A 25,917-nucleotide genomic window follows, 5' to 3' on the forward strand; every position below is an offset into this window, starting at 1 on the left:
CAAGACGTCGAAACTCGTCTGTCAGCTTCGCCGGGCAAGGCGCCGTCGGCGCTGCCCTTCCGCAGTTTCTGGACGCAGCAAGCTTATGTGAGCCTATAGCCTTCGAGGCCAAGTGCGCAGGCGGCAATCTTCCTTCGCAAATACGCGACTTCGGGATCCTCGGCCGTGCCGGCCGAGAGTTTCTGAATGTCGTCAGTCGCGGCTTTCAGGATCCTGGTCGCATCGCTGGCGGATACCGTCGTCTGGTCACGCAGATGCTCATGCAAGGCTGGCAGCGCTGAGCGCTCCTCGATAGCCGAGAAGCCGCGGTACCTTTCTCGGATTGATGCGACCGCCTGTTCCCCGGCATGGGGGTAGGAGCTGCAACGCCAACGGATCCGGCCGCCGTCGGAGTCGACGGTGCGTGCGCTGCGAGAGCTGTTGGTGTCAACGCCGATTGCGTCGGAGCTGAGGAACGCATCGACTGCGAAGTCTTCATGCGTCGCCCGCGGGTGGACAGCTTCGCGAGCGCCGCTTCGAATTGGCCGACCTCGTCGGCCATCCCGAGGGCGACCGCATTCGCACCAATTTCGAGGCCGCCTGCTCCAAATTTTTGGAGGACATATTTCGCGGTCACGCCGCGGTGCTTGGCCACCGCGTTGACGAACACGGCTCCGAGGTCGTCAACCAGCTTCTGGATCTTGGCCTTGCCAGCGTCGGTCGCGTGATCCGGCCGTTTGTCTGGAGACTGCGACGAAACGAACTCGGTCCGCGTGACCCCGATGCGTTCGTCTGCCTTCCGTCGGTCGGTGACGCCCAAAACGACGCCGATTGAGCCGACGGCGGCGACGTCGCTGACGGTGATCTTGTCCGTGGCCGAGGCGAGCCAGTAGGCGGCCGAGCAACCCTGTCCGCTTATGTATGCCGCGATTGGTTTCCGTTTGCGGGCCTCGTAAATGGCCGTCGCAAGCTCATCACACGCGCTTACCTCACCGCCCGGGCTATCAACCCGCAGCATGATCGCATGGACGTTCTTGTCGTCGAGCGCCAGCTGCAGGTCGCGGCGCAGAACCTCGTAGGATGTCGCGCCCGAGAACGCCGTCATCAAATTGGCGCGCTTAAACATCGGCCCCTTGGCATCGAGGATCCCGACGTTGCCGCGGATGCTCAAGCGCTCGCCACTGTCCGCACGGGCCGCCCGATAGGCCTCCAGAGCTTCCGGCGTTGGGTCGTTCTCCCGCGCCGCCACCTCGAGCACCTGCTCGACCGCCTCCGGCAGCATCGCCCAGGAGGCGGCCATGGCTGCGTCATACGCTCTCATTTTTGATCCCGTTCTGTGTTGCCGATAATGGGCGTCAGGTCAGCCAAGTTTGTGCCGATTCTGCACAGGGTTGCGTAATCAAACATTAACGTCCGTGGCGCCGCGAACTGGCTTTCGATGAGCAACCAGCCTCTTTCTATTAAGGCTTCATACGAAGGACTGGACGTCTCCCGTAGGGCGCGGCCCGCTGCCGCGGCCCGCCTCCTGGCTCTGCCTTATCAGGATGTAGCGCTATAGGAGGGAGGTCGCGAAAACATGCCTTTTCGGCACCGTTTTCGTCACCTCACAGATTGTAACAATCTGTGTCGATTTTCGACCGTTCGCCAAATGTCGCCTCTGGTCCGGCTCCTGTCCGGCTGCTGTCCGAAATCCCGATCACGAAATTTCTTTCCCCAGTTCCTCTACCGGCCCGATTTTGCTTGACGGATTTCGCCCCAGGGGAAGAACCGCCCTTAGAAGAATAAGGTCAGCTTTTATCCGCGGTGCTGCGCCCCGCGGGCCTCGCCTCCTCGATACGGTCCCTAAAGCCTTTGTGGCGGTGGCAGGCAGGCGCGCCAGAGGGCACGAGCACCACGCGACGAGCACGGAGGCCAGCAGCAGGGGGCGCGCGCTGTCGGTCATCTATGGCGGTGCGCATCGTCGGGCGGCTGGCACGCGGGGCCAGGTCTCGACGAGCTGGGCAGCATCGGGCACGGCAGGCAGCTCACACCAGCACAGGGCAAGGCCAGTGCCAGCACACCCGAAGCACGCGACGGCATGGCCATGGCGTTGGCATCGAGTGCAGGGCGTGCCGTGCCGCACGTGAGGCGCGGGCCAGCTCACCCCGACCGATTTGCCGAAAGGCGCAAGCCCGACGAGCTGGTCAACCGGCACCGCGCCGGGGTGGGGGATAATCCCCAGGGTGGACGCCAGCATGCTGAAGTCGGGTTGCGCCACGCATACTTGATCAAGGTGCCCTGGGCGCACTAGCCTAGGCGGCCTGATATCGAGGAGCTTGGATCATGGGCGAACTTGTCACCAAATCTGACCTGAAAGCCGCTCTTGAAATACAGACGCTCAGGGTTGCCCTTTTGCTCGACAGCGCCTCCCTTGCTCTGGTTGTCGCCCTTACAGCGTTCATCAAGCTGACCTGATCACCTGTGCAGGCACAAGGAGTCGACGGTCTAATCGCGACCGTAGGCAATAGGCCTAACGCTCTGTATTTAAAGCTATAAATCGTCCGTTTTCATTGCGAAAAGCGACATTTTGTGGCACTCTTTCTTGAGCAAATACTGCTCAGTTGGAGAGGGGGGGAGCTGCATGTTCGCGATCTCGATAGGACAGACTGCCAAAGGCGCTTCCGTCGCACTTCCATTGCGAGTGGCAAATCGGCACGGCCTCGTGACGGGCGCGACCGGCACCGGCAAGACGGTCACTCTGCAGCGCCTCGCCGAGGAATTCAGCGCCGCCGGCATCCCAGTCTTTGCGGCCGACGTGAAGGGCGATCTTTCCGGAATTGCAGCGGCCGGAGACGCCAACGGCAAGGCGGCCGAGCGCGCCGCGGCGCTGGGGCGCCAGTGGGCTGCGACCAGCTATCCGGTGGCGCTCTGGGATATTTTCGGCAAGGCCGGCCTGCCGGTGCGCACCAGCGTGCAGGAGATGGGCGCGCAACTGCTTTCGCGCATGCTCGGGCTCAACCCGACGCAGGAAGGCGCGATGGAAATCGCCTTCCGCAAGTCCGAGGACGAGCGTTCATTCATGCTCACGCTGGAAGACCTGCGCTGGACGCTCGTCGACATGCTCGACAACCGCGAGGAGGTCAGCCAGCAGTACGGCAACGTCACCGCCTCCTCGATCACGGCAATTCAGCGCAACATCCTCGCGCTCGAGGCGCAGGGCGGAAGCCACCTGTTCGGCGAGCCGCCGTTCGAGATCACGGATTTCATGGCCGTGGCCGCCGACGGTCGCGGCGTCGTTAACCTGCTGCACGCCGATCAGCTCATGGAGGCGCCTAAGCTCTACGCCACCTTCCTGCTGTGGCTCCTGAGCGAATTGTTTCGCCGCCTGCCGGAGGCCGGCGACCTGGACAAGCCGAAGCTCGTCTTCTTCTTCGACGAGGCGCACCTCCTATTCAACGACGCGCCCAAACCACTGGCCCAGCAAATCGAGCGGCTGGTGCGCCTGGTGCGATCGAAGGGAGTGGGCGTGTTTTTCGTCACGCAATCGCCGCAGGATGTGCCCGACACCGTGCTGGCGCAGCTCGGTACCAGGATCCAGCATGCGTTGCGCGCCTACACGCCGGCGGCGCAGCGCATGGTAAAAGCCGCTGCCGACGCCTTCCGCCCGAACCGGGCAGTCGACGTGCGCGCAGAGATCACCACCATGGGAATCGGCGAAGCGCTGATTTCAGTCATGGAGAACGACAACGTTCCGACGCTGGTCGAGAAGGTGCGGATCATTCCGCCCTCCGGCCAGATCGGCCCGATCTCCGACATGGAGCGCCAGGCAATCCTGGAAGCGTCACCTCTCTACCCCAAGTACCGTTCCGGCCTGAGCCAGCAGGAGGCAGGGTATGCGTTCGACCGCCGCATGAAGGCCAGTCGGGGCATCGCGCTGGAACCGGAGATCAAGCCAGATCCCTACGTGCCCGGGCTCTATAAGAAATACCTGCCGGTCGAGGAAGGTGCGGTGTCGTCACGCCCGGTTTGGCGGCAGTTGGTCTTGGTCTCGATCGCCATCTGGGGCGGCGTGGCGTGGGCCGGATTCACAATCGCCGGCGCAATTTAGGCTCACGCTGCCGGTAGTGAAGTGACGAAAATCTAAAACTAAGTCACCCAGCCGCGCGTTTTCCGAGATGAAGATCCGCGTACCGAATGCCCTTTTCTGCGGTGCGCGCCCATTCGGAGGTGCGGTCGAGTTCGAGATAGGCCGACCACCAGCAGCGTGCGGCGATGAGATCGCCCGCCTGGTATTCGAGATTGGCCAGGTTGTAGATTGCATCGGCATAGGACGGGTCGCGCGTCACTGCCGTTTGCAAGTACTGGCGCGCGCTGGCGATCTTGCCTTGCCCGGCGCAGAGCCCACCGAGATTGAACCAGGCCTCGACGAGGGTGGGGTCCAGCTTGATTGCCTGCATGTAGGCCCCGGTCGCTTCGCCAATCTGCCCGGCGGCACGCAGGCAATTCGCCCGGTTGAAGGCGGCGATGCCGTCGCCGGGGTCGGCTGCCAGACAGCGCTGGTAGAGGTGCGCGGCCTCGATATGGCGGCCTTGCTCCTCGGCCTCTTCGGCGAGGGCGAAAAGGACATCGGGCTCGGCATCGTCGATCTTGTCGAGGGGCAAGAGCCCTTGCCCGTCCAGTTCGGTCAGCCCGGAGCCCGAGCGGGCATAGATCGCCTCGCCATCCTCGGTATGCAGCGTCAGCGCGGTCAGCGAGGTGATCGGACCAGAATTGCGGACGGACCTGGCGATACGGCCCCAGGTCGCCCCACCGGCCAGCAACCCGGCATATTTTCGCGCCAGGATCAGATCGCGGAAGGAATAAAGCACGGCTTGATGTTCGAAGGCGTCGAACAGGCTGAGCAGGGCGAATGTCCCGGGCTCGATCCCCGACTGGTCGATGATGGACCGCCTCGAGAGTGTGGCAGCTTGGGGCGCCACCATCAGGCCGAGCATGCGCAGGAAACCGTTTTCGCTGAGGACGGTGAGGGGACGTTTGGTGACAGCCGCGAGCCGGCCCTCGATGTGGGTGTCGCTTTCCCGGGCAAGCAGGCCGCGCCCGAACACGACATGCGTCGTCCGGCGGGTCACGCCATGCTGGAGATCACCGCCCAGGCGTCTGACCTCACGCGCGGCAAGACGGCGCGGAAAGGCTTCGAGCGCGCCAACGAGGCCGAATGTCATCCCGGTGAGGTCGGTCACTTCTTGCCCTTGCTCGCGGATTTGCCGGCGGCGGCCGCGAGCTTCTCCGCCGGCTTGGCGGCCGTCTCCGTCTTGGTCTTGCTCCTGGCCGGGGGCTTGGCCTGCCCGAGGCTCGCCTTTAGTGCGTCCATGAGGTTGATTACATTGCCCCGTTCGGGTGCTGCCGCGATGATCGGCTTGTGCCCCTTCAGCTTCTCCTTGATCATCGTCATCAGGGCGATTTCGTAGCGATCCTCGTACTTCTTCGGATCAAAGCTCGTCAGCTTCTGCTTGATCAGCGCCTTTGCGAGGTCGAGCATTTCAGGGTCGGGATTGCCGGCCGGAATGGTGCCGAAATACTCCGCCGTGCCGCGGACTTCGTTGGGACTCCTGAGCGTGCAGACGAACATGCCCGTCTCGCGGGCGCCGATGGTCACGACGCGCTCGCGGCTCGAAAGCACCAACCGCGCGATGGCGAGCGTGCCCGACTGGCGCAGCGCCTCCCTGAGCACGACGAAGGTTTCCTCGGCCATCGCCCCGTCCGGCGCCAGGTAATAGGGCGCATCCTGGTAGATCACGTCGACCGAGCCTTCCTCGACAAATGCCTCGATGTTCAGCGTGTGGTTGGATTCGATCCGGACGCTGTCGAGGTCGGCCTCGTCGATGATGACGTATTTCTTGTCCTCGTATTCGTAGCCCTTCACCAGGTCCGAGCGCTCGACGAGCCCAAGCTCGGGATCGACCGGCTTGATGTTGATCCGGTTGTGGGTGTCCTTGTGCAACTGGTGGAAGCTGATGCGCTCGCTGGTGCTCGTCGCCGGATACAGCCTCACCGGGCAGCTGACCAGACTGAGCTTGAGATAGCCCTTCCAAGATGCCCTGGGTGCCATGCTTGTCTCCTGCGCCGCGACGCGGCCCTGCATTTGCTAGGACTTGCCCCCGTTTACGTATTCCGCCGGCAGATCGCGGGCGTGGTCTTCTATGTCCGTCCATGGATCGCCCGACTTGGCCAGAAGGCCGGGAAGCGAAGAATAGTTCAAATCCTCCGGAGCGTCGATGGATTCGAGGTCGCTCCATGCCAGCGGCGTCGAAGCCGGCATGTGGGGTCGTGCGCGAAGCGAGTAGGGGGCGGCTGCGGTAGCACTTCGCGCGTTGCGATGATAATCGATGAAGATGCGCTGCTTGCGGTTCTCCTTGCCCATCACGGTCGTGAACGTCCCAGGGGCAGATGCGGCGATCCGCGCGGAGATCGCGCCGCTTGCCTGGTGAACCTGCTTCCAGCCAAGCCTCCTCTTCATCGGCACCACCACATGGATGCCACGACCGCCGGAAGTCTTCACGAACGGGACGAGGCCCATGCCTTCGAGTTCGCCGCGGACGTGGACCGCGGCTTCGACCACCTCGCGCCAGCCTATGCCTTCGCCTGGATCGAGGTCGAACACGACTCGGTCGGGTTTCTCCAGCTGCTTGCGGAGCGCGCCCCAGACATGGAACTCGACGACCCCGAACTGCGCCAGCGCCAGATAGCCCCTGGCGTCCTCGACGGCGATGTAGGTCTTGGTCTCGTCATCCGAATTCTTGGTCTCGAAGGAGGCGATGGAGGCGGGCATGCCGCTGAAGGCGTGGCGCTGGAAGAAGCAATCCTGCAGCCGGCTCGACGGGCAGCGGAACAGGGAGACCGGGCGTCCCAGCAGGTGCGGCAGCATGAAGTCGCCGACTGCCGCATAGTAGACGGCGATGTCGAGCTTGGTCGGCCCCGCCTTGCCGAGCAGCCTGCGCGTCGGATTGGTGATCGAGATGCCGGCCAGGTCCGCGTCCGAGATCAGCCGCTTACGCTCGATTGCCGGTCCGTTGGCGCTCAACTCGGCCTCGCGCAGGCCCTTGAACACGGCATGCCGCAGGGCATTGTCGGCTGTCTTGTTGGCATAGTGGACACGTGCCGTCAGCACTGGGCGCACCGGAATCACCTCCTTGGGGGCTCGCTCCAGCCGAGTCGCATCGTCTCTCAATGCCTCGAGCCGGTGCAGCAGGGTATCCAACGTTGCGGCGTCAAAGCCGGTTCCCACCTTGCCGCGATATTCGAGCTCGCCGTCGGCCCACTCGCCAAGCGCCAGGGAGCCCAGGCCGCCAGTGGCCTTGGAGGTGGTGTAGCCGGTGATGACGAAGTCGCCGCGCTGGAGCGCCTTGGTCTTGGTCCAGCTGCGCGTGCGCCCGGACACATAGGGCGCGGCTGCCAGCTTGGAGACGATGCCCTCGAGCCCCATCTCGCTGACGCGATCGTAGAACTGCTTGCCGTTTCCGATGACATGGTCGCTGTACTGGATGGGGCTGCGGGCATCGACATGGCCGGCGAGCAGCTTTTCCAGCAGCGCCTTGCGCTGCACCAGCGGGGCCTTGGTCAAATCCCAGCCATTGAGAAAGAGCAGGTCGAAGGCATAGAAGACGAGTTGCCGGTCGTGGCCGCTGGCCAGCGCTTCCTGCAGCGCGGAAAAGCGGCTTATGCCCTTGTCGTCGACCACCACGATCTCGCCGTCGACGATCGCCTCGGTGCAGGGCAGGCTGCGGAAGGCCAACGGCAGCGCGCCGTAGCGCCTGGTCCAGTCGAGCCCGCTGCGGGTGATCAACCGGGTCGCGCCACCGGCCACATGCGCCATCGTGCGGTAGCCGTCGAACTTGATCTCGTGCAGCCATTCCTGACCGGTTTGAATGCTCTCGACGGCCGTTGCCAGTTGCGGCGCGATCCGAGCCGGCATGGCCGAGCGGACGGCTCCGGCAAGCGTTCCAGGCCTGAGGTCTTCCGGTTTCGCGGGCGGCTTTCGCGCTGGCACGAGATCCTCGATCGGCCTGCCTGACTTCACGCTTTCCGACCTCGCGGCGAGGATGTCGACCTGGTCGTTTTCAGCCAGGTCGTACTCCTTGATCAGGAGCCAGTTGCGCTTGTCCTCGCCACGCCGGGGCTCCAGCCGCGTCAGCATCCAGCCGCCCCGGAGCTTTTCGCCCCAGAGCCGGAACTTGAAGGCCCCCTTGCCGAGGGCGGCATGGGCGTCGTTCATCGGCGCCCAGACTCCAGTGTCCCAGACGATCATCGGTCCGGCCCCATACTGGCCTTCGGGGATGACGCCCTCGAAGTCGATATACTCGAGCGGATGGTCTTCGGTCTCCACCGCCAGACGCCTATCCGCAGGATTGAGCGAGGGTCCGCGCGGCACCGCCCAGCATTTGAGCACGCCGTCGAGCTCGAGGCGCAGGTCGTAGTGGTTGGCCGTAGCGTGGTGCTTGTGGACGACGAAGCGATCGCCGCCGCCGTCCTGTCCGCTGCCGCGGGGCTCGCCCGTCCTGGTGAAGTCGCGCTTGGCGCGGTAGGTGCGGAGCTTTTCGGCTGCCATACGCGGCCTAGATCGGGCTGGCGTCGTCGGGCGCCGGCTCAAGCTCCAGTTCGAGCGGCGTAGCCCCGTTGAGAAGCTGCTGGAGCAGCCTGTCGCCGACATCATAGTAGCGGCCGGAGACCAGCACGCGCGTGATGGGCTGCCCGTCGCCCCGGAAGCGCCGCGAGGCGACGAAAACCTTGTGCCGCCCTAGCGCCTTGGCGACGGCCTTTCGCTTGGTGATCTGGTTTGATACCGGTGTTCGCATGGCTCGCGGCTCCCAGCGGATCGTTCCCAGTATCGTTGAACCTCGATCGCCAATCAATGATGCGAAGGCTGCACGACGCTCCCAACGGCTCTTTCGTCGTGTGGCAACCATGGCCATACCTTCAGAGGCATATGTGTCATGCACATACCTTTCGGAAGCCGCCGCCTGCTGGCGTTTCGATTCGACTTTCTGATCTGGGTAGGGCTTCAGTTTCATCGGGCGCAATCGTAGTGGGCCGGTCCGCAGTTTGCGTGGTGTCCTCGCCAAGTAGGTCAAGCGACCGTTTGTGACGATCCATCTTCGGGCTCGGATCGGTGAGTCCTGCCCCTAGTCAACAAACCTCTCTGAGCACCCCTGGCCAAGCATCTTGCGGGATGATGGCGATCACATTGGCCGCGCCCCGGTTCCCCGGCACAAGATGCGCAGGCGGGCAAGATCGCCGAGCGCGTCCGTGCGGTTGTAATACGCGCCGGCTTCAGCCTCATCGACGACCTCTGCCAGCGCGATCACGGCCTTGTTGAGCCGATCGATGGCATCGGCAAGCTCCGGCGTGACCGTGGAATGTGAGGTGGCGCGCAGGCCGTTTGACCAGCACGACCGGGAAGGGCTTGCCTGCCTCTTGGATCAGCCGAGCAAGTTCATCGAACGGTTCTTTACCTCCGGTCACTGGCAGCCTTACATAAACACGAACATCAAGATGGTCGCCGTAGTGGCGATGAACATCGCGAAGTACATCCAATCTGATAAGGTCATGGTGTCCTCGTGGCGCTTTAGCCACGCGTCCTATTGGTCGGGTATAACAACGCCAAACTCGAAGACATGATCCACGCTCCGCGACGATACCTAGATCACAACCCACATACTCATCGCGACCAGCCCGATCACGACGGTCCAATAGAACGAGTCCTGCCATGGGCAGTGCCTGCCGGCGTTCGCTTTAATCAATGCGGGGCAGCCCGGCGGCACAAGTTGCGCAGGCGGCTAAGATCGTCGAGCGCGTCTTGGCGCCAGTAGATCGGGTCTACTCCAGATAGACTGATTCAATCCGGGCCAGGAGACGAGTGTCTCGGTTCATTTCCCGAGAGGTGGGTTAGTCGCCAAACACACCCGACAGTGACATGGAGTCAACCGCCGCACCCATCGCTCGCAGGCAGCGGGACATTGGCGGGCTCCCTGGAAAGACAGAATGAACGAATTCTCTTAACTTGAAGCGATATGTGGAACGCCAGGACTGGCCAGCGCCCGATAATCGAAGGCTCGATGGTGGCGATCCATCGAGCCTTCAGCGAGCGCACGGTAAGAAACTGACCGCGCTCGTTCCTCCGTGTTTTAAACGCACGCACCTCACCGAAGTTCCGAAGCTCGGATAGGGATATGAGCCGCGCTGACCCGCGGCGACCGGAGACGGCAAGGGGGGTAGCCAAGTGTCGGGTCAGTGCACCCGGCGGCAGATAATGCGCAATCTGGCCAGGGCGTCTTGCGCGTCCTGGCGCTTTGGCTGGGTGTCTGCCCCATCAAGCGCAACGACCTCTTCCAGTATAGCGATGGTGATGTGAAGCCGCCCAATGGCCGTGGCAAGATCCGATGTGACCTTGGTGTGCGTGGTGGCGCGAAACAGCAGCTGGCGAACCAGCATGACGGGGAACGGACTGTTAGCGGTGTCGATCAATTGGCCGATTTTGTCGAATGGATCAGGTTCCAATCTGCGCCTCCGCTATGCCCGGCTGAGTGGGTGGCACATCGAACAAGAGGCGCAGGTGCCCACGGGGGCGGGAGACGGCTAGGGTGAATCCATCCGGGCGCTTGCGGCGGGCCCCACCTGCAGGCGAACGGTCGCATACAGCAGGCTACCCAGCAATTCCGCAAATCGGAGATGGTGAAACGTTGTGACAGGTCCAGCGCCCGCTTTTGTACTAACCTTGGGCCACGATTCAGTGCTTGACGGCTTGGCGGCACAGGATGCGCAGTCCTGGCGAGATCGGCAGGCTGATCGATCCGAATAACGGTGACCGACTGGCGGGGCTGAGGCGGCCCCGCCTATTTCTGTGGGGCCGTATTCAGGCGGCGCCAGGGACGTTCGACACTTCCTCGAATATGCCGTCTGGAAGACCAAGCACCCGAGCGATGCGGTCCCTATATCCCTTCTCGAAGCGGTGCCCGGATTCGATCTTGTCGACTTCCTCGGCAGTCAGGCCGCTTGTCACCGCGATGTCATTAATCGAATAGCCCAAGTATTGCCGGTATGCCTGAATGGCAGGCGTTCCATTTGCGATTTCAGTCAGTACTGCTTCTGGCAGCGCGAAAGGTGTTGCAATAGTCATTTATGCCTCCAAATCAGAGGTCAGCCTAAGCGAATGACTCGGTACATGCGTCAGCTGATGTTGAGGTGGTGCCGGAGTGGAATCCCCAACTTGGGCGGCACCCAGAATGCTGTCACTCTCGAAACAGTGAGAGGCGCATTTGCAATATGGTAGCTAGCCACAGTTTGATCAAGAACCCGTGGGCTGCCATCAGAACCCGGCCTGCGCGCCACCGGAGGTAAGCAGGTGCAGGTGCCCGCGAGGAACGGGAGACGGAAAGGGTGAAACCATCTGGGCATCTGCCCCACCTGCCGCCGTACGATCACATGCAATCGCGCTACCCAGCAATTCCGCCAATCGGGGATGGAAATAGGCCTCAGACTATTCCGAATGGCTGCCAGGAACCTAGACCTTGGTCACCGTGACATGGCGAAGCTTGTCTTCGCCGCGCACGTGTCTGGCTCTGATACGCAGATAGGGCCGGACAGAGACCGCACCATTGTCGTCGTTAGAGGGCCGAACTCAAGGAGGTCGCCGAGCAATTTGGCATTGCCCCACCCCCAAGTCGGCCATATTGCCAAGAGGCGGTCCTGGGCTTGGTTGTAGACGACCGGAGCCGCGCAAAATGAGGATCTTGCTCGCGCCAAGGGGCTGGATGCCGCGGGACCCGGAAACCGTCACCTATCGCACGCCCATCAGTAGCCCGGAATACTTCGAGACGGTCCTGACGAGAACCACGAGCTTGAGATTCTGATTGATGCCCGTCGGGCGAAGGAGGCGAGGGCGCGACGTCAATGGCTGGAGGGCCGGACCTAGCCCGCCCGCTCCGTCTTCATGACTCGCGCCCCGTTGTGGATCCCGGTGTTCGGGCAAAGCGCGGCCTTGAAGGCGGAGTTACAAGGATTCCGCAAAGGATAGCGACTTCACGTCTCATCACTAAACGATGAGCGAAGGAAACATCGTTGCTACTAAAGCGTTTATATACGTGGTCCGAGAGTGGCCCAACCCCTACGATCATCGCAGGCCTTGAGCTCCACGGACATTTCCCCCTGGAGAAGACAAATGAGACGCTATCTCTCCATACTCGCATGCTCGGGGTTGCTGAGCCTTGGAGCGCTCTACGGTGCGCCTGCTTTTGCCGGCAGCATTCCTAGGTCCATTTCCGACATTGCCCCGACGGTCGGAAGCGCATGGAATGGTGATCTTGGCGGCGGGGTGCAATTCGTCCGCGGCGGCGGCGGCAGCCACGGCGGAGGCCACGGCGGCATGGGCGGCGGTCACGGTGGCATGATATTTCCGCAGCGCGGTGGCTTCCATCATGGCTTCCATGGTCAACACTTTGATCATGGCCGTCACTTCCACAACGATCATTTCAACCGCTTCCGCAACGATAACTTCTTCTTTAACGACGGAGGGGACTCCGGGATTGGGTGGTATTCTTACTGTGATCCCTATTATTCGAGCTACTACGGCTCCTGCTATCCCGGATACTAGTCGCGTCGGTTAAATTCGACGCGTCACACTCAAGCCAATCATTCGCCCCGCTGCCGAAGGGTGGCGGGGCCTTCTTGAGTTTTTACATGTGAGTGTGTCTCAGAACCTTATGCTAAGGTCGAGCTTGGCGCCGTTGTCTGACACGCCCGAACCGAACTGCCCCGTATAGGAAACGCCGAGTGTCGCCTTCGGTGCGATGTGGAAGTCGAGGCCGGCCTCGATCACCGCCGCATCCCTGGCGATCGGTGCGCCAGCGACGGCGAAGGCGTCGCTGCCGGCAAAGGCCAAAGTCGAGAGTGGGGTGACGTCGCCGAAGGCATGGCGCCAGCCGATCATGCCGCGCGCGGTGGCACTAACGGTGCCGAGTACGAACTCGCCCGAGGCACGGACGCCGAGCGTGGTGAAGGTTGCATCGGTATTGGAACTGGCCTGCGACAGTGCCGCCACCCCGCCCTCCTCGGTGAACGCGTCAGTGCGGACATTGACATAAGCGAGATTGGCGAAGGGCTCGAAGGAAGCCGCTGCCGTGTCGATGCGGTATCCCGCCTCGCCGAATATCTGCGCCGTGCCGGCGTCATAGTCGGCCGACAGGGGCTCGGACAGGCCGGGGAAGGTCACCGCGCGGCGGGTGTCGAGGCTATTCCAGCTGTAGGCCGCCCCCGTGCGCAGCGACAGTGCCCCCCATTGGCCGCCGCCATAGACACCTAGATAGTAGCTGGTGGCATCGCCGGACGAATTGCGGTCGTCGACATCGAAGGACGAGCGGCTGAAGCCGGTCATCAGGCCCACGCGCCAGGCATCGCCGACAAGGGCGTCACCGCCCATCAACAGGCCGCCGATCGAGCGGTCGAAGGCTGCGGCATTGCCGTCGCCATCGTTGTTCCCCCATGAGCCAAACGCATTGCCCCAGACGGCGAAGCGCTCGGTATCGGCGGCGACGAGTTCGGCCCCGCCTTCGCCATAGGCGAGGATCGGCAGAGCTGCCGCCGAAGGCGCGCCGAAGGCCGAGCGGAGGCGATCGTTTACTGCATCGCGGACAAAACGGCTGTCGTCGAGCAACATGCCCTTGGCCGAGGCGTGCATCTCGCCCGAAAGCTGGTCAAAGGCGGCGCGCGCCACGTCTTCGTCGGTCAGGTTGACGATGGCGCTGAAGAGCGCGCTCGGCGCCGAGGACTGCACCGCCTTTGACGCCGCGCACTGATTGGCTGTCGATCCGGCAAGGCAGAACGAAACGTCGGCAAGCTGGCTGGTGAGATAGACGTTCTTTGCATCGTAGCTGTCGGTGAAATCGAGGAAGAGATAGTTATCGACCAGCGAGCCGAACTGTCCGGTAACGCCGACGGTCGAGGTGATGATCGTGTAGGTGAGGCCGGGTGTGTAGGTTTGACCGGTATCGGTGCCGTTCTCCGGCCTGACATGCAAGACGGCCCCGGAATCGATGGTCACCAGCCCGCTCGCCAAGGTGAGGTCGTTGTGAGTGCCGGCAGTGTTGCCCCCTTGGACGAGTTCGACGTCGTGGATGGCATTGGCCTTGTAAGTCAACGCCCCCGTGTTGAGCGTGCCGATCGAATTGCCCGGCGCCAGAATGCCGCCGGACTGGATGACCGTTTCGCCGACCGTGCCCGAGCCGCCGAGAGTGGCGCCGTCAAACACCGAGACGATGCCCGTCCCCGTGCCGCTGCCGGAGGTGTTGTTGCTCAGTAGCGTCCCCTCGCTCACCGTCGTTCCCCCGGCATAGGAGTTCGCGCCGGAAAGGGTAATGGTGCCCGTGCCGGTCTTCGCGACCGAGCCGGTGCCGGTAATGGCGCTGTCAACGACAGTATCGACGCCCGACTGGTCGAATGTCAGCGTTCCGCCGCCATTGACGCCGATGTTGCCGGTAAGGCCCGACGTACTGGTGCCGAAGGTCAGCGTGTTGGCACCGCCGGTGAAGGTGATGGCATCGGCCCGTACTACGCCGTTGCCGCTCATCCCGCCGGAAACCAGGCCACTGATAATGATCGCAAGGTCCGAGCCGCTGATTCCAGCGCCACCAAGCCCGTAGTTCGGGTTGCCGGTCAGGTCGTTGGGGTCGCGGTCGCCGCCATTTCCGCCACTGACGGTAACGCCCGACAAGACCTCAATGGTCGCATTGCTTGCGCTGACACTGGCGCCGCCCGCGCCGCCCTTGGACTTTCTGTCAGACGAGGTTGTTGCCAAGCCCGCATTGCCGCCGGCACCGCCCCGCATGTCGGCGCCGATCGTGATCGACTTGGCGCCGGGGGCACTCAGGCGCAGGCCGACTCCGCCGCTCCCCCCATTGCCAGCATATGCACCGACTTGTGGCCCCGCATTGCCGCCTGTGCCACCATTCCCACCGTTCAGCGTTTGGTCAAGTTGGCCAAGATTGCCTGTGCCGGTGACGACCGCGCCATAGCCACCCGCGCCGCCGCCGCCTCCGTCATAGGAGGGACTGCTCCCACCATTTCCACCGTTGCCGCCAGTCGTGTCCGATGTGGGAAGCGTTGCGTCGACAAAACCGTGGGCGCCGCCACCTCCGCCTCCACCGCCGCCACTACCTACGTCATCCGCACCGGACAGACCGGACCCGCCGGGGTCATCGCCGCCCGCTCCGCCTGCCGCACCGGCTCCGCCGGCACCACCCGATCCTCCGTCCGCGCCAGCACCGCCTCCGCCGCCGGCCCAACCTGCGGGATCTCCCTTCGTCCCATTGGCACCGGTCCCGGTATCACTGTCGTCTCCTCCTGCAAATCCGCCCGCGCTGCCGCCGCCTCCGGCGGCGATGGCAGAAGGTGCTCCACCCAGGAGCAGCGTTCCCAGCGCCAACGGTGGCAGGGCGACCACCGAGAAAGCAACGCCGACCCATGCCGTCGTCGACCTGAGCGCCCGCAAGGAACGCACAAGTGCCACCCGCTCCTCCGGCGCATCGGAATGTGATGAATTGCCCATCCGCCCCCCCCGGTCGCCATCGCCGCAACTATTCAAAAGCCGGTTCGCGCTGCGTTGCGCCGTCGATCGTCCCAACATGCCGCGTCCCCCTCGTCCCCGGCGCGCATTGAGGAGGTCTGCAACAAACGCAGGCTCCGTTTTGCCGTCCGAGGCAGCCATAACAAAACATTCTCGCACCAGTATTTGACCGAGGTGTTTTCATGTCGTTTTCTGTGATTTATTTTCTTCTAAATTTCAGGAGATTTTATTCCTGCGACATACGTGATGAATATTATTTGATATACTTTAGAGTTGAACTGACCGCCGATTGTCACAGAACCGGAGGAACCGGCGCCACGCCAGGATCTGCTCCGCCAACCCACCGGGAGAGCCATGCAATTCGTGCGCTATGCCGATCTGATGTTTCAGCCCGACATGCTCTTCGCGACGAGAGACGACGGAACGGTCCTGCGGCTGACCCGGCAGGAGCGGGCCCTGATCCTGCAATTGAGCCGCCAGCCACACAAACTGGTTACCCGGCCGCAATTGCTGGAGGGCCTGGGCGACCTCGCTGGAGAGCTCGGCGAACGCAATATCGACTATCTGATCAACCGCCTGCGCAAGCGGCTGGGAGACCATGCCCGCGCTCCTCGTTTCATCGCCACCCAGTATGGCGAGGGCTATCTGTGGGTCGCCGATGCGGTCGCGGCCGAAGCCGTCTCGGCCTTCCTGCTGATCGGTCCTGTTTATGGTCTCGCACAGGACACGGGCCCGCTCCGGCTGATCGTCGAGAGCCTCGCAAAGCATCTTGGATCTGCGCTTGGGGCGGAGCGTAAGGTCCTATGCATGCCGCAGTGGCGTTTCGAGCAAGACGCGGCAGGCACCGTTGTCCATAGTCTGGAAGTGAGCCTGCTGTCCGACGGCGGGCACGTTCATATGGCGCTGGTTCTCAGGGATGGCCGAAACAACATGTTGATTGCGCCCTTCCGGATCACCTTGCCAGGTCCGTCGCAAAGTGCGGATCTGGAAGCCTTCTCTCAATCACTGGTCCAGTCGATCTGGACCCATGCGGCCTTGCCCGACGGCGAGCGCCCGGAGCCGACCGATCGGCCATTGCATTTGCGTTTGCACGACGCGGCCCGACTGGTCTCGCCCGGTTCCGAAAGCTGGCACCAGAATGCGCCGAGGCTTGAAGCGGCCCACGCAGCCAATCCCGATGATCCCACCATTGCCGTTCTACGCGCGCTCAATCGCTATGCACAATTGGTCTTGGCGCCGCTCGTGCCGGGGACACCACCCCTAACGGATGCCGAATGGCTGTCCATCGAGGATGAGATCGAACGGCTGGCGCTGGGGGCGCTGCCGAAAGCCGAGGGCAAGCCCATGCTGCTCATGGGAATCGCAAAAGTGCTGCGCTTCCTCGACCGAGGCCATCTGCAACTGGCCTGCCGGCTCACCGACGAAGCCTTCCTGACAAGCACTGCCTTTGCTGCGGCCTTTGCCATGAAGGGGCAAATCCACGCCAGCCAGGGCGATATCGAACGCGCGATCGAGCTCTATGACAGGGCGATCGAGCTCTGCAAGCCCGGATCGCAGTTCCATATCTATCTTCTGGTCATCAAGGGGACTGCCTTGCTTGCCGTACATCGTCGCGGCGATATCGCCCAACTGACTGCCGAGCTTCATACGCTTGACCCGGCCAGCCGGCTCAGGGTCGGCCTGTTCTTCCTCTCACCCAAAGCCCGCCTTGTCCCGGCGGTGCTCAAGCCGGTTCTGGCTGCTGTGACGATGGCCCAGGGGCAACGCATGCTCATGTACCTGTACAGGGTCTCTGCACGCCAGTTTGAGCGCCGGCACCACCAGAAGAACGTGTTGCTGGGACTGTCTGTTCATCTCGTCAACATGCATGGCGAGGGTGTAATCCCGCCAGAACTGAAAAGTCGTTTCCCGGATCTGGCTGTCAGACAAGGCAAAGCAGCAGCATTTGATTGAGGTGACCTAAATGCAATCTGGGTCCACTCGGTTGAATAAGCGAGATGCATCGCCAACGCCACTAGATGTAACCTCGACCGTCAACTTCGCGACCGGCGATGTCTGCTACGGGGAAACGGCAAAGCCGCTCTCGACGTCGGACTTGGGTGCAGAGCTGTAGGTCATGTTGGCTGACCGAAAGTCCGCTTTCTTGCATGCCCGCCCGAATGCGGTCATTCCGCTTTCTACCCGTTGCGGACTTCCACACCGACAATCAGCCTAGGTATTTTTTCGCCCTCGGATCTGTGCTCGTAGCAGAACCAATGCGGCTCTCGCTTACCAAGGGCAAAGCCCCAGCCGCCATCTTTCTTGCATCAAGGGTGCTCGCAAGCGGATGCCTGCGCCGCAACCTGGCCTGCCTATAAGGCCGATGCAAATGCAAAGGGCGCGGGCGAGTGGACCGTCATACCCCGCAAGGATGGAAGCAAGATGTGGGCCTATGACAAGAAACCGGTCTATACGTCTGCCAAGGACAAGAAAGCCGGCGACATGAAGGGCGATGGCATTGGCGGCCTTTGGCATGCGGCCAAAGTCGATTGATCAATGTTCGGGAACCGTTTCATATCACCCTGCTGCCGAAAGGTGGCGGGGCTTTTTGCTTCCTGATACGTGTCCCTCTAGGGCCGTCAGGATATGGCCATAGCTCTCCCCCCCTCCTTGGACTCAGATCATGGGGGGGAGGGAAGGAACCCTCCCTCTCGCAACCTTTAGAACCTGAGAGCATTCTGAGAATACGAGCGATCAGCAGAAACGTTTGCTAGATGTAGGTGCTATAGGTATTTCGCAGTCAGTGATCTGCCGCGTGTTAAGCTCGACGGGCGCTGTGACGTCCAACAAGACCAAGGACGGAATCGTACGCGGGACGAGACGTACGTGTCGACAGCAATTGCGATCCTCGGCGGCGTCGGGCTGTTCCTGCTCGGCATGACCGTCATGACCGACGGCCTGAAGGCGCTGGCCGGATCCGCCCTGCGCACCGTCCTCGCCAAGGCGGCCGCCACCCCGCTTTCAGGCGCCTTCTGGGGCGCGATCGTCACGCTGCTCGTGCAGTCGTCGAGCGCGGTGACCATGACGACGATCGGTCTCGTCAGCGCCGGCCTTCTGACCTTTCCGCAGGGGCTCGGCCTCGTATTCGGCGCCAATATCGGCACGACGGGTACGGGCTGGCTCGTGGCGTTGATCGGCGTGCGCGTCTCGCTTTCGAGCTACGCGCTGCCGATGATCTTCGCTGGCGCGCTGGCCAAGTTGCTGGCGGGTGGGCGAATTGCTGCAACGGGCAGCGCGCTCGCCGGCTTCGCGCTGGTGCTCTACGGGCTGACGACACTCCAGCAGGGCATGGGTGGCCTCGCCGAGAGCCTGCATCCGTCTGACCTCCCCGCGGTGCTCGGCACGCCGGGGGTTGGCTGGATCGAAGGACTGGTCGGCCTGCTGACCCTGATCGTCGTCGGCCTGGTGATGACCGCGGTCATGCAGTCCTCGACGGCCGCCATCGCCGTCACCCTTTCGGCTTTCTACGCCGGGGCAGTGAGCCTGGAGCAGGGCGCGGCGCTGATCATCGGCCAGAATATCGGGACGGCGACGAGCTCGGCATTGGCAGCCATCGGTGCCAGCGCAACGGCCAAGCGCCTTGCCCTCGCCTATGTGCTGTTCAAGGTCATAGCCGCGCTCATCGCGATCCTGGCCTTTCCGCTCACTGCGGCACTGATGAAAGCCCTAGCCGAGTCGGTCGACGGAATGACGCTCCTTGCAGCCTACCACACGGCCTACAACGTTGTTGGGGTCGCGGTGCTCCTTCCGGCAACGCAGTGGTTCACCCGTATAGTGGAGCGGCTTGTGCCCTCCAAGCAGACGGCGCTTCAGCGTGCGCTCGATCCTAGCACGCTTGCCAGCCCGGTGATCGCGGTCGAGACCGCCCGGCGTGTCGTGGCGGATGTCCTGGCTAAAACCGCAGCCTCGGTGTCGGCGGTGCTTTCGGGTTCCGGCCCTGCTGCACGGGACGCCGCATCGGCCGCCGCCGCGCTCGAGGCGGTGCGGGATTTTCTGTCCGAATTGAAGCAGCCGCCGGAGACGGAGGCCGAGCAGTTTCGCTTGACGAGCACGCTGCACGCGCTCGATCACGCCTCGCGCCTCGTGGACCTTTTGGCGCGAGACGGGTTCCCAGAGCTGGCGGCCGAAGCCCCCGATGACCTTCGCGCCACCGAGCTGTGCACACAGGCCATTCGCGCGGCACGGGTCGTTTGTGGCTCGATCACCTCGGAGTCCGCCCTCAGCGCGCAGGCCGCCGCCATCGGCTGGAGCGTTTCATCCGAGGTCGCGGCGGCGCTCGCCAAGGTGGAACTGTCAGCGAGGGAACTCGACGCCCTGCTACAAGACCATCGCGCTGCGACCCTCGCGTTGGCCGCGCAGGGGAAGCTCACCGCCTCGGAAGCCTTCGCGCGGATAGACGACGCCCGACGGCTCGGCCGGATCGCGCACCATGCCTGGCGCGCGGCGGCGCATCTCGTCGGCCGCGGCGCATGACGATCAGGGCCCGTGGGCCTGTGGCCGCTTTTGGCGCTAAGTCGTCGTTCCCACGGCTGTTACGAGCTTCCGCTTGCCACCCTGCAGCAGACTTCACCGCAGCGAACCGCGCTCGGGGCGGTTTTTCGGGGCTGTTGTAGACACGTAGCTCTTGTTCCGGTGAAGCGCGATGTGAATCGACGGGCCGAGGCGTTGGAGGAAGACTTCCGCCTCTACTGCTTTGCAACGCGCGCCGATGCTGAGACCTTCGCAGCCTATTTCGAGGGTCTGCATTTCGATCCGGACAAGGACCGGGAACGAGGCTTAGTTAACCGGGCTTGGCTGAGAACAGATGAGTGGAAGCCAATCGAGCGCAGCGGGCCGCTGGAATTGCCACGCTTCTTCCGCGAATATGGGCGCTGATCAGTTGCCCTTCAGGCGCCTGGCTTCCCAAGGCTCAAGGAAGTCGCCTTGCCACATGCCGCGGCGATCCGCCTTGGCCTTTGCCTGCTCGCTGCCAAAGGGGCCCTTGCTGTAGCGCGGCCAGTCCAGGGCGTGCCCATTGCGGACCAGCCAGCGGGCGACACTCTGCCCGTCCGCCCGGTAGCAGTCCCCCACGAAACGCCTGTAGCGGTCTCGCTCGACATATTCGCACGAACGCGACCGGAAGAAGTCAACTCACGATATCGGCAGTGGAGCGTAACCACACCGATTAGGCGCTCTTGGCGGGGTGTGAGCCCGAGCGGGTCGCCAAGGCGGATCACCTGACGCGAAGCTGATTGAGCTTATGCTTGCGCCGAACTCGATAGGGAGATGAACGGCCAGCACGAACAGTCGATGATTGCCGAGTTTATTGCCGAACTGCCTGGGATGGTTTGGTCTGTAGCCTAATGCCGAGAGTGAATCGCCTAGCCGCCGCGACATAGGATGCGCAAGCGGGCGAGGGCACAGAGCGCGTCATGGCGCGCGTAGACCGGGTCGGTGCGGATCGTGTCTATGACTTCGGCCAGAGCGAGAATGGCCCTGTTCAGCCGGTCGACGGCGTCGGCAAGCTCTGATGTGACCGGGGCACGCGAGGCGGCACGCAGGATCTGTCGCCGGGCAAGCGTCACCGGGAATGGCCGGTTGGCGGTTTCGATCAGTCTACCGACTTCATCGAACGGATCTGGCTTCAACTCTGCGTGTCCCCAGTCCTATCGGGGCTTCCAAGGCAAAATGAGCCCCTCCTCAGTTGCAAAAACATCCATTCGGAACGGCAGCGTCCTAAACCACGTACCACATAATCAGCGTGATCGTGCCGATCATGACAGCCCAATAGAACCAGTCCTGCCAGAAAAATGGGACTCCTAGACGCATCACCGCCTAGCCTCCTAAATCGAATTTTACCTCGATAGCAGGGATGCGAAAAGAGCCAAACATTGCGAGCAGATCAAAGGCATGGAACACGAGGCTCTTATTATCCCAGCGGATCGCCCTGGCCAGCATGGAAGTCGCTGCGGCCCGCCTCGTCTTGAACAGCCGTCCCGCCATCGAACGCAGCATCGTAAGTAGCTCTTACAAATGCCGTCTTACCTGAACTCGACCGGCATGCCCGGCTTGACGAGGCTGGCAAGGTCGATCGCGTCCCAATTGGTGAGCCGAACACAGCCGTGGCTCTGCGTCTTGCCAATCAGGGCAGGATCCGGCGTTCCATGGATGCCGTAGGTCGGCTTGGACAGATCGATCCAGACTAGCCCCACTGGATTCTTGGGGCCGGGCGGCAATTCCAGCGGCTTTGTGTTATGCCCCTGCTGAAAATTCTTCTTTGGATTGTAGCTGTAGTGTGGCTTCTTGGCCACGCCTTTGACCTTGTAGGTTCCGGAGGGCGTGGGGGTCTCGGTGCTGCCTATGGTGGCAGGGTAGGCGGCCACGAGTTCGCCACCTTCGTCATATGCCAGCACCCGCGCGGCCGCGCGTTCGACCACGATCCGGGCGACCTTTGTTTCGGGGGACCGTTCGACCGCCGCAACGACAATTCTCGTCCCCGGTCTGGTGAAGTCCGCCCGAGGGTTGAGCCTGGCGAGGAGATGTTCGTCCATGTGGAAGCGCTCCGCGAGCATCTCGCGGGGCCCGCTGTATCCAAGCCACTTCATCCTGGCCATTTTCCCGAAGTCCTTCGGGATTTTACGGACGTAGCGCTGGTTCTGATCGGTCCCGGTGATCGTATAGGTCGTTAGCACGGGAGCCGTGTCGCGTTGAAGGGCGGTCCAGAACCTCCCATCGATCTGACCCTCCGCTTGCATGCCATTCAGTTCTTCGAAGGTGCCCACTGCCTCCTTCAAGTTGTCGCCGACGATGCCATCGATTATTCCCGGCGAGAATCGGGCCCGGTCGAGCAGCACCTGTACGCGGATGACGAAGGGGTCGGGTCCAGCCCAGCTGTGATCCCACTCCGAGAAGGTTGCAGTATTTACCGTCTGGGGCGTCAAGTCGGCCCCGCACGCGTCCGAACACATCAGGGTGACGGCGGAGAAGGCGATTGCGAGCTGCCACATCCATGGCCTCCAAAGTCGTACCGGCCACAAGCAGGCTGCTGTGTCAACGATGCTCATCGACACCGGTTCCAGTCACGCGTGCCTGGATTCCGAAGCGCGCCGTCATCTCCGACCCTGCCTCAGATGACGGACCGCTGGCGCTCAGTCCACGCTGGGGCCACCGATGACGTCATGCGAGGGGGCTTTTGGCTTCATCTGGCGCTTCTAGATCTCATAGGTAAGCCAGCGGCAGAACATGCCAAGATGGAGGATGCAGCTCCGCCAAGCAGACAGACCGTCATGGCTACACTTTCGCTGGCGTGCGGCCAGCTCACGATCGCCAGCAGGAGAACGCTTGCAGTTGAAACGAGATATCCGGTGCCCTTCAACTTGAGTAGCGCAGAGTCTGTCATCAACGCCTCCGATCATCGATGCCATCTCGTTCCATATTGGGTGTCTAGCCGGAGGAAACAGTGTCGCCTCACGCGATCTTTCCGCTTTAGGGGGGCGTAGCTAGTGGCCGGCGCAGTGATCACTCAATTGCGATAACGATTTCGAGTGTCTCAGCGTCAACGATAGCAGTTCGCCCATCGGCCAACACGAAATAGTCATCGCCGCGGTACTCCCAATTCTCAATGGTAAGCGCCTGCTTGCAACGCAAGTCGTGTCCGGTCGTTATGGCATTGGCCAACCGGCGAGCAAAAAGGTCCATGAGCTTTTCTTTTCGGCAAGGACGGCATCAGCGCGGCGCGGTAATGGCACTTGCGACGTCGGCAATCCTTTGTGCGACCGTAGCCTGGCCCGCCGATCCCAAAGTCGGCGGCTCGGGCGACGTCATCTTCATAGCCCAACTGATCTGCCTGCTATTGGCCGGGCGCGGGCTTGGCGAGCTTTTCGAGCGCTTGGGTCAGCCTGCGATCATGGGCCAGCTGATCGCCGGCATCCTGCTCGGTCCCTCGCTATTCGGCTGGATTTCGCCCCTCGTGCAGCACGCACTTTTTCCGGCCGACCCAACCCAGCAGAGCAAGATCGATGCGGTGTCCCAGCTCGGAATTCTGCTCCTTCTATTGCTGACCGGCATGGAAACCGAACTCAAGCTTGCGCGCAAAATAGGCGCTGCCTGCCTTTCGATCTCCGCATCCGGCGTGCTGCTGCCCTTCGTGCTAGGCTATGTTATGGCGCAGTTCCTGCCTGAGACGCTCCTGCCCTCGCAAGGACAGCGCGTGGTGGCGGGGCTATTCTTAGGCACAACGCTGTCGATCTCGTCGGTCAAGATCGTGGCTATGGTGGTGCGCGAAATGGGCTTCATGCGCCGCAACCTCGGGCAGATGATCGTCTCCTCGGCGATCATTGAGGACACGATCGGCTGGGTCATCATCGCCATCACTCTGGGAATCGCCAAAGAGGGGCGGCTGGAGATGGCGCGTCTAGCCGGAATCGTGCTGGGGGTCGCCGCCTTCATGGTGTTCAGCCTGACGCTCGGCCGGCGCATCGTGTTCACGCTGATCCGCTGGACGAACGACACCTTTCGCAGCGAGTTCGCCGTCATCACAGTCATCCTCGTGGTGATGGGCGTGATGGCGTTGATCACCGACCTCATCGGTGTGCACACTGTGCTGGGCGCCTTCGTGGCCGGCATATTGGTTGGGGAATCTCCCATCTTGTCGGGCCATATAGAAGGCCAGTTGCGAGGCATTATCACGGCGTTGTTCATGCCGGTCTTTTTCGGCATGGCGGGTCTGTCGGCCGACCTTACCGTGCTGACCGATCCAACCCTGGCGCTGCTCACACTCGGGCTCGTCCTCATCGCCAGCTTGGGCAAGTTCGGCGGGGCCTTCTTCGGCGGCAGGTTGGCCGGCCTGTCGCAACGCGAGGCGGTCGCCATTGGCTGCGCCATGAATGCGCGCGGCTCCACCGAAGTGATCGTCGCCACCATCGGCCTTTCCATGGGCGTGCTTTCGCAAACGCTCTACACGATGATCGTAACCATGGCTGTCATCACCACGCTGGCGATGCCGCCGACCCTACGCTGGGCGCTCGGCCGTCTGCCGATGAGTAGCGCGGAAAAGGAGCGTCTGGAGCGTGAGGAGATTGACCAGCGCGGTTTCGTAGCGAGGCTGCAGCGGTTGCTAGTGGTAGTTGACGACAGCGCTACTGGGAAATTCGCCTCCTACCTGGCGGGCCTGATCGGCGGTGGCATGCCGATCACGGTGATGCATGCCGGCGATGGGCACAAGGGGCAAAAGAATGGCGGCACCGGGCGGCATCTGGACGAGGTCGAGCGCGGCGCCAAGGCCAGCGCCGAGGCGGTGGAGGAGAAGGAGGGTGCGCGGGCCGAGCGAGTGCACCTCACCGCGCGCCAGGAGGTTGCGGCTTCAGGAACGGCAGTCGCGGCAGAAGCCCGCAAGGGGTACGACCTTCTCATCCTTGGACTGGCGCACTCGCTCACGTCCCAGACAAGGTTCACCAAAAGGCTCAGCGATATCGCGACCGGCTTCGACGGCCCGCTCTGCCTCGTGGTCAAGGCCGCGCGCTGCGGCACTCCCAAGTTGGGGCCTAACTCAGTCATCCTGGTGCCGGTTAATGGCACAGAGGTCGCCCGCCGGGGGGCGGAGCTGGCACTGGTCATTGCCCGGACCGAGCGCGTGCGGGTGAAGGTGCTGTACGTGTCGCGCACTGCCAAAAGGGACCGCGCCGAGACAATCTCGCACCGTCGCGAGGAGGCGCTGCTGAAGGACATCGTGCAGCTTGCGGAGCGTTACGGTGCGGCGATCGAAACATCCGTGCGGGCCCGGCGTGCGCCGGCCGAGGCGATCATCCAGGAGGCCGCGCGCGACGTGTCGATGATTGTCATGGGCGTGGCGCGGCGATCGGGCGACGAATTGATGTTCGGCGAAACGGCGTCTAGCGTGCTCGCGAAGTCTAGCGCTCCGGTCATCTTGTTGTCGGATGAGCTCATCCACCGTAGCGAAGCCGAGCAGGAAGCGAGGCGCTCCGGCGAGGTCGGCGGACCTACCGATGTTGCACGAAACGGCGACTAGTGTGCTGGCGAAGGCTAGCGGCAGGCGCTGAGAACGGCGTCGGCCATCCTTCGCTAGTTTGGGCGGCAAATTCCTCGCAACGCAAGAGGCGCGGCCGCGTTGCTGGGCGACGGCGCTTGCTACGGGCCTCGAGGAGGGGCTGTCTCTGTTCTCAATCGCCGGCAATAACAGGCGCTGACCCTCTTTCCGCGCCAGGTGGTTCCCCTAGTTATCCGAGCATCACCGCGAGCCAGTTGGCTGCCGACGTTGGACAAAACTCCAACCAATCCAAGCTTCAGCCCGGCGAAGGAGTCACGAGGAT

21 protein-coding genes are annotated in these 25,917 nt (G+C 62.7%); 9 read left to right on the forward strand and 12 right to left on the reverse strand.

Annotated elements, in window-relative coordinates; all coding sequences use genetic code 11:
• Positions 1-205: 205 nt before the first annotated feature.
• Positions 206-1,279 carry a S49 family peptidase gene (locus ABSY17_RS06215; RefSeq protein ID WP_378948067.1) on the reverse strand — a complete coding sequence of 358 codons (1,074 nt, stop codon included), beginning with the start codon at positions 1,277-1,279 and terminating at the stop codon, positions 206-208.
• A 1,022-nt stretch (positions 1,280-2,301) separates the two neighbouring features.
• Between ABSY17_RS06215 and ABSY17_RS06220 the strand changes: the two genes are divergently transcribed.
• Together ABSY17_RS06220 and ABSY17_RS06225 are read left to right on the forward strand one after the other, a co-directional pair.
• The gene (locus tag ABSY17_RS06220; protein WP_378948070.1) at positions 2,302-2,433 is read left to right on the forward strand and encodes a hypothetical protein; all 132 of its coding nucleotides are present in this window, start codon (positions 2,302-2,304) and stop codon (positions 2,431-2,433) included.
• A gap of 166 nt (positions 2,434-2,599) precedes the next feature.
• Positions 2,600-4,066 (forward strand): helicase HerA-like domain-containing protein, encoded by a 1,467-nt coding sequence (locus ABSY17_RS06225; RefSeq protein ID WP_378948073.1) that lies wholly within the window; start codon positions 2,600-2,602, stop codon positions 4,064-4,066.
• A 43-nt stretch (positions 4,067-4,109) separates the two neighbouring features.
• Here the strand turns inward: ABSY17_RS06225 and ABSY17_RS06230 are convergent, their stop codons facing one another.
• Genes ABSY17_RS06230 through ABSY17_RS06245 form a run of 4 tightly spaced genes read right to left on the reverse strand, consistent with a single transcriptional unit; the run spans position 4,110 to position 8,810 of the window.
• Positions 4,110-5,180 carry a tetratricopeptide repeat protein gene (locus ABSY17_RS06230; RefSeq protein ID WP_378952468.1) on the reverse strand — a complete coding sequence of 357 codons (1,071 nt, stop codon included), beginning with the start codon at positions 5,178-5,180 and terminating at the stop codon, positions 4,110-4,112.
• Between the two features lie 14 nt (positions 5,181-5,194).
• Complete coding sequence (locus ABSY17_RS06235) at positions 5,195-6,067, reverse strand: Ku protein (RefSeq protein WP_378948076.1); 873 nt, start codon at positions 6,065-6,067, stop codon at positions 5,195-5,197.
• A gap of 36 nt (positions 6,068-6,103) precedes the next feature.
• Positions 6,104-8,563 carry a DNA ligase D gene (gene ligD, locus ABSY17_RS06240; protein ID WP_378948079.1) on the reverse strand — a complete coding sequence of 820 codons (2,460 nt, stop codon included), beginning with the start codon at positions 8,561-8,563 and terminating at the stop codon, positions 6,104-6,106.
• A 7-nt stretch (positions 8,564-8,570) separates the two neighbouring features.
• Positions 8,571-8,810 (reverse strand): hypothetical protein, encoded by a 240-nt coding sequence (locus ABSY17_RS06245; protein ID WP_378948082.1) that lies wholly within the window; start codon positions 8,808-8,810, stop codon positions 8,571-8,573.
• Positions 8,811-9,339: 529 nt separating this feature from the next.
• Between ABSY17_RS06245 and ABSY17_RS06250 the strand changes: the two genes are divergently transcribed.
• Complete coding sequence (locus ABSY17_RS06250; RefSeq protein ID WP_378948085.1) at positions 9,340-9,633, forward strand: hypothetical protein; 294 nt, start codon at positions 9,340-9,342, stop codon at positions 9,631-9,633.
• A 609-nt stretch (positions 9,634-10,242) separates the two neighbouring features.
• Here ABSY17_RS06250 and ABSY17_RS06255 read toward each other — a convergent pair.
• Together ABSY17_RS06255 and ABSY17_RS06260 are read right to left on the reverse strand one after the other, a co-directional pair.
• Positions 10,243-10,512: a hypothetical protein gene (locus tag ABSY17_RS06255; protein WP_378948087.1), complete on the reverse strand. Its 270-nt coding sequence runs from the start codon at positions 10,510-10,512 to the stop codon at positions 10,243-10,245.
• Positions 10,513-10,867: 355 nt separating this feature from the next.
• Complete coding sequence (locus ABSY17_RS06260) at positions 10,868-11,131, reverse strand: helix-turn-helix domain-containing protein (RefSeq protein WP_378948090.1); 264 nt, start codon at positions 11,129-11,131, stop codon at positions 10,868-10,870.
• A gap of 1,041 nt (positions 11,132-12,172) precedes the next feature.
• Here ABSY17_RS06260 and ABSY17_RS06265 point away from each other — a divergent pair.
• Entirely contained in the window at positions 12,173-12,604 is a 432-nt protein-coding gene (locus tag ABSY17_RS06265) for a hypothetical protein (RefSeq protein WP_378948092.1), read from the forward strand.
• Between the two features lie 99 nt (positions 12,605-12,703).
• On the opposite strand, the gene ABSY17_RS06270 is transcribed toward ABSY17_RS06265, so the two are convergent.
• A complete protein-coding gene (locus ABSY17_RS06270; RefSeq protein ID WP_378948095.1) occupies positions 12,704-15,553 on the reverse strand; it encodes an autotransporter domain-containing protein in 2,850 nt (949 codons plus the stop codon).
• A gap of 372 nt (positions 15,554-15,925) precedes the next feature.
• Between ABSY17_RS06270 and ABSY17_RS06275 the strand changes: the two genes are divergently transcribed.
• The 4 genes from ABSY17_RS06275 (at position 15,926) to ABSY17_RS06290 (ending at position 20,485) form a co-directional block, all read left to right on the forward strand.
• The gene (locus ABSY17_RS06275) at positions 15,926-17,524 is read left to right on the forward strand and encodes a winged helix-turn-helix domain-containing protein (RefSeq protein ID WP_378948098.1); all 1,599 of its coding nucleotides are present in this window, start codon (positions 15,926-15,928) and stop codon (positions 17,522-17,524) included.
• 468 nt (positions 17,525-17,992) lie between these two features.
• Complete coding sequence (locus tag ABSY17_RS06280; RefSeq protein WP_378948100.1) at positions 17,993-18,103, forward strand: hypothetical protein; 111 nt, start codon at positions 17,993-17,995, stop codon at positions 18,101-18,103.
• 333 nt (positions 18,104-18,436) lie between these two features.
• Positions 18,437-20,083: a Na/Pi cotransporter family protein gene (locus ABSY17_RS06285; protein ID WP_378948102.1), complete on the forward strand. Its 1,647-nt coding sequence runs from the start codon at positions 18,437-18,439 to the stop codon at positions 20,081-20,083.
• 159 nt (positions 20,084-20,242) lie between these two features.
• A complete protein-coding gene (locus ABSY17_RS06290; protein ID WP_378948105.1) occupies positions 20,243-20,485 on the forward strand; it encodes a hypothetical protein in 243 nt (80 codons plus the stop codon).
• On the opposite strand, the gene ABSY17_RS06295 is transcribed toward ABSY17_RS06290, so the two are convergent.
• From ABSY17_RS06295 to ABSY17_RS06310, 4 genes are all read right to left on the reverse strand, one after another.
• Positions 20,486-20,680 (reverse strand): thermonuclease family protein, encoded by a 195-nt coding sequence (locus ABSY17_RS06295; protein WP_378948108.1) that lies wholly within the window; start codon positions 20,678-20,680, stop codon positions 20,486-20,488.
• Positions 20,681-20,970: 290 nt separating this feature from the next.
• A complete protein-coding gene (locus tag ABSY17_RS06300) occupies positions 20,971-21,237 on the reverse strand; it encodes a hypothetical protein (protein WP_378948111.1) in 267 nt (88 codons plus the stop codon).
• A 187-nt stretch (positions 21,238-21,424) separates the two neighbouring features.
• Positions 21,425-21,604 carry a hypothetical protein gene (locus ABSY17_RS06305; RefSeq protein WP_378948114.1) on the reverse strand — a complete coding sequence of 60 codons (180 nt, stop codon included), beginning with the start codon at positions 21,602-21,604 and terminating at the stop codon, positions 21,425-21,427.
• A 26-nt stretch (positions 21,605-21,630) separates the two neighbouring features.
• Positions 21,631-22,596, reverse strand: coding sequence for a L,D-transpeptidase family protein (locus ABSY17_RS06310; protein WP_378948117.1), 966 nt, complete (start codon positions 22,594-22,596; stop codon positions 21,631-21,633).
• 734 nt (positions 22,597-23,330) lie between these two features.
• Here ABSY17_RS06310 and ABSY17_RS06315 point away from each other — a divergent pair.
• Positions 23,331-25,616, forward strand: coding sequence for a cation:proton antiporter (locus ABSY17_RS06315; RefSeq protein ID WP_378952471.1), 2,286 nt, complete (start codon positions 23,331-23,333; stop codon positions 25,614-25,616).
• Positions 25,617-25,917 lie beyond the last annotated feature (301 nt).

Origin of the sequence: Mesorhizobium sp. ANAO-SY3R2 (assembly GCF_042466635.1) — a bacterium.
Lineage (GTDB): Bacteria > Pseudomonadota > Alphaproteobacteria > Rhizobiales > Rhizobiaceae > Aminobacter.

Bases quoted from the DNA above. Each gene is read 5' to 3' on its own strand.
- ABSY17_RS06215 (WP_378948067.1), bottom strand. From the start codon at position 1,279: ATGGCCGCCTCCTGGGCGATGCTGCCGGAGGCGGTCGAGCAGGTGCTC.
- ABSY17_RS06220 (WP_378948070.1), top strand. From the start codon at position 2,302: ATGGGCGAACTTGTCACCAAATCTGACCTGAAAGCCGCTCTTGAAATA.
- ABSY17_RS06225 (WP_378948073.1), top strand. From the start codon at position 2,600: ATGTTCGCGATCTCGATAGGACAGACTGCCAAAGGCGCTTCCGTCGCA.
- ABSY17_RS06230 (WP_378952468.1), bottom strand. From the start codon at position 5,180: ATGACATTCGGCCTCGTTGGCGCGCTCGAAGCCTTTCCGCGCCGTCTT.
- ABSY17_RS06235 (WP_378948076.1), bottom strand. From the start codon at position 6,067: ATGGCACCCAGGGCATCTTGGAAGGGCTATCTCAAGCTCAGTCTGGTC.
- ligD (WP_378948079.1), bottom strand. From the start codon at position 8,563: ATGGCAGCCGAAAAGCTCCGCACCTACCGCGCCAAGCGCGACTTCACC.
- ABSY17_RS06245 (WP_378948082.1), bottom strand. From the start codon at position 8,810: ATGCGAACACCGGTATCAAACCAGATCACCAAGCGAAAGGCCGTCGCC.
- ABSY17_RS06250 (WP_378948085.1), top strand. From the start codon at position 9,340: ATGGCATCGGCAAGCTCCGGCGTGACCGTGGAATGTGAGGTGGCGCGC.
- ABSY17_RS06260 (WP_378948090.1), bottom strand. From the start codon at position 11,131: ATGACTATTGCAACACCTTTCGCGCTGCCAGAAGCAGTACTGACTGAA.
- ABSY17_RS06265 (WP_378948092.1), top strand. From the start codon at position 12,173: ATGAGACGCTATCTCTCCATACTCGCATGCTCGGGGTTGCTGAGCCTT.
- ABSY17_RS06270 (WP_378948095.1), bottom strand. From the start codon at position 15,553: ATGGGCAATTCATCACATTCCGATGCGCCGGAGGAGCGGGTGGCACTT.
- ABSY17_RS06275 (WP_378948098.1), top strand. From the start codon at position 15,926: ATGCAATTCGTGCGCTATGCCGATCTGATGTTTCAGCCCGACATGCTC.
- ABSY17_RS06280 (WP_378948100.1), top strand. From the start codon at position 17,993: ATGTGGGCCTATGACAAGAAACCGGTCTATACGTCTGCCAAGGACAAG.
- ABSY17_RS06305 (WP_378948114.1), bottom strand. From the start codon at position 21,604: ATGCTGCGTTCGATGGCGGGACGGCTGTTCAAGACGAGGCGGGCCGCA.
- ABSY17_RS06310 (WP_378948117.1), bottom strand. From the start codon at position 22,596: ATGTGGCAGCTCGCAATCGCCTTCTCCGCCGTCACCCTGATGTGTTCG.
- ABSY17_RS06315 (WP_378952471.1), top strand. From the start codon at position 23,331: ATGGCACTTGCGACGTCGGCAATCCTTTGTGCGACCGTAGCCTGGCCC.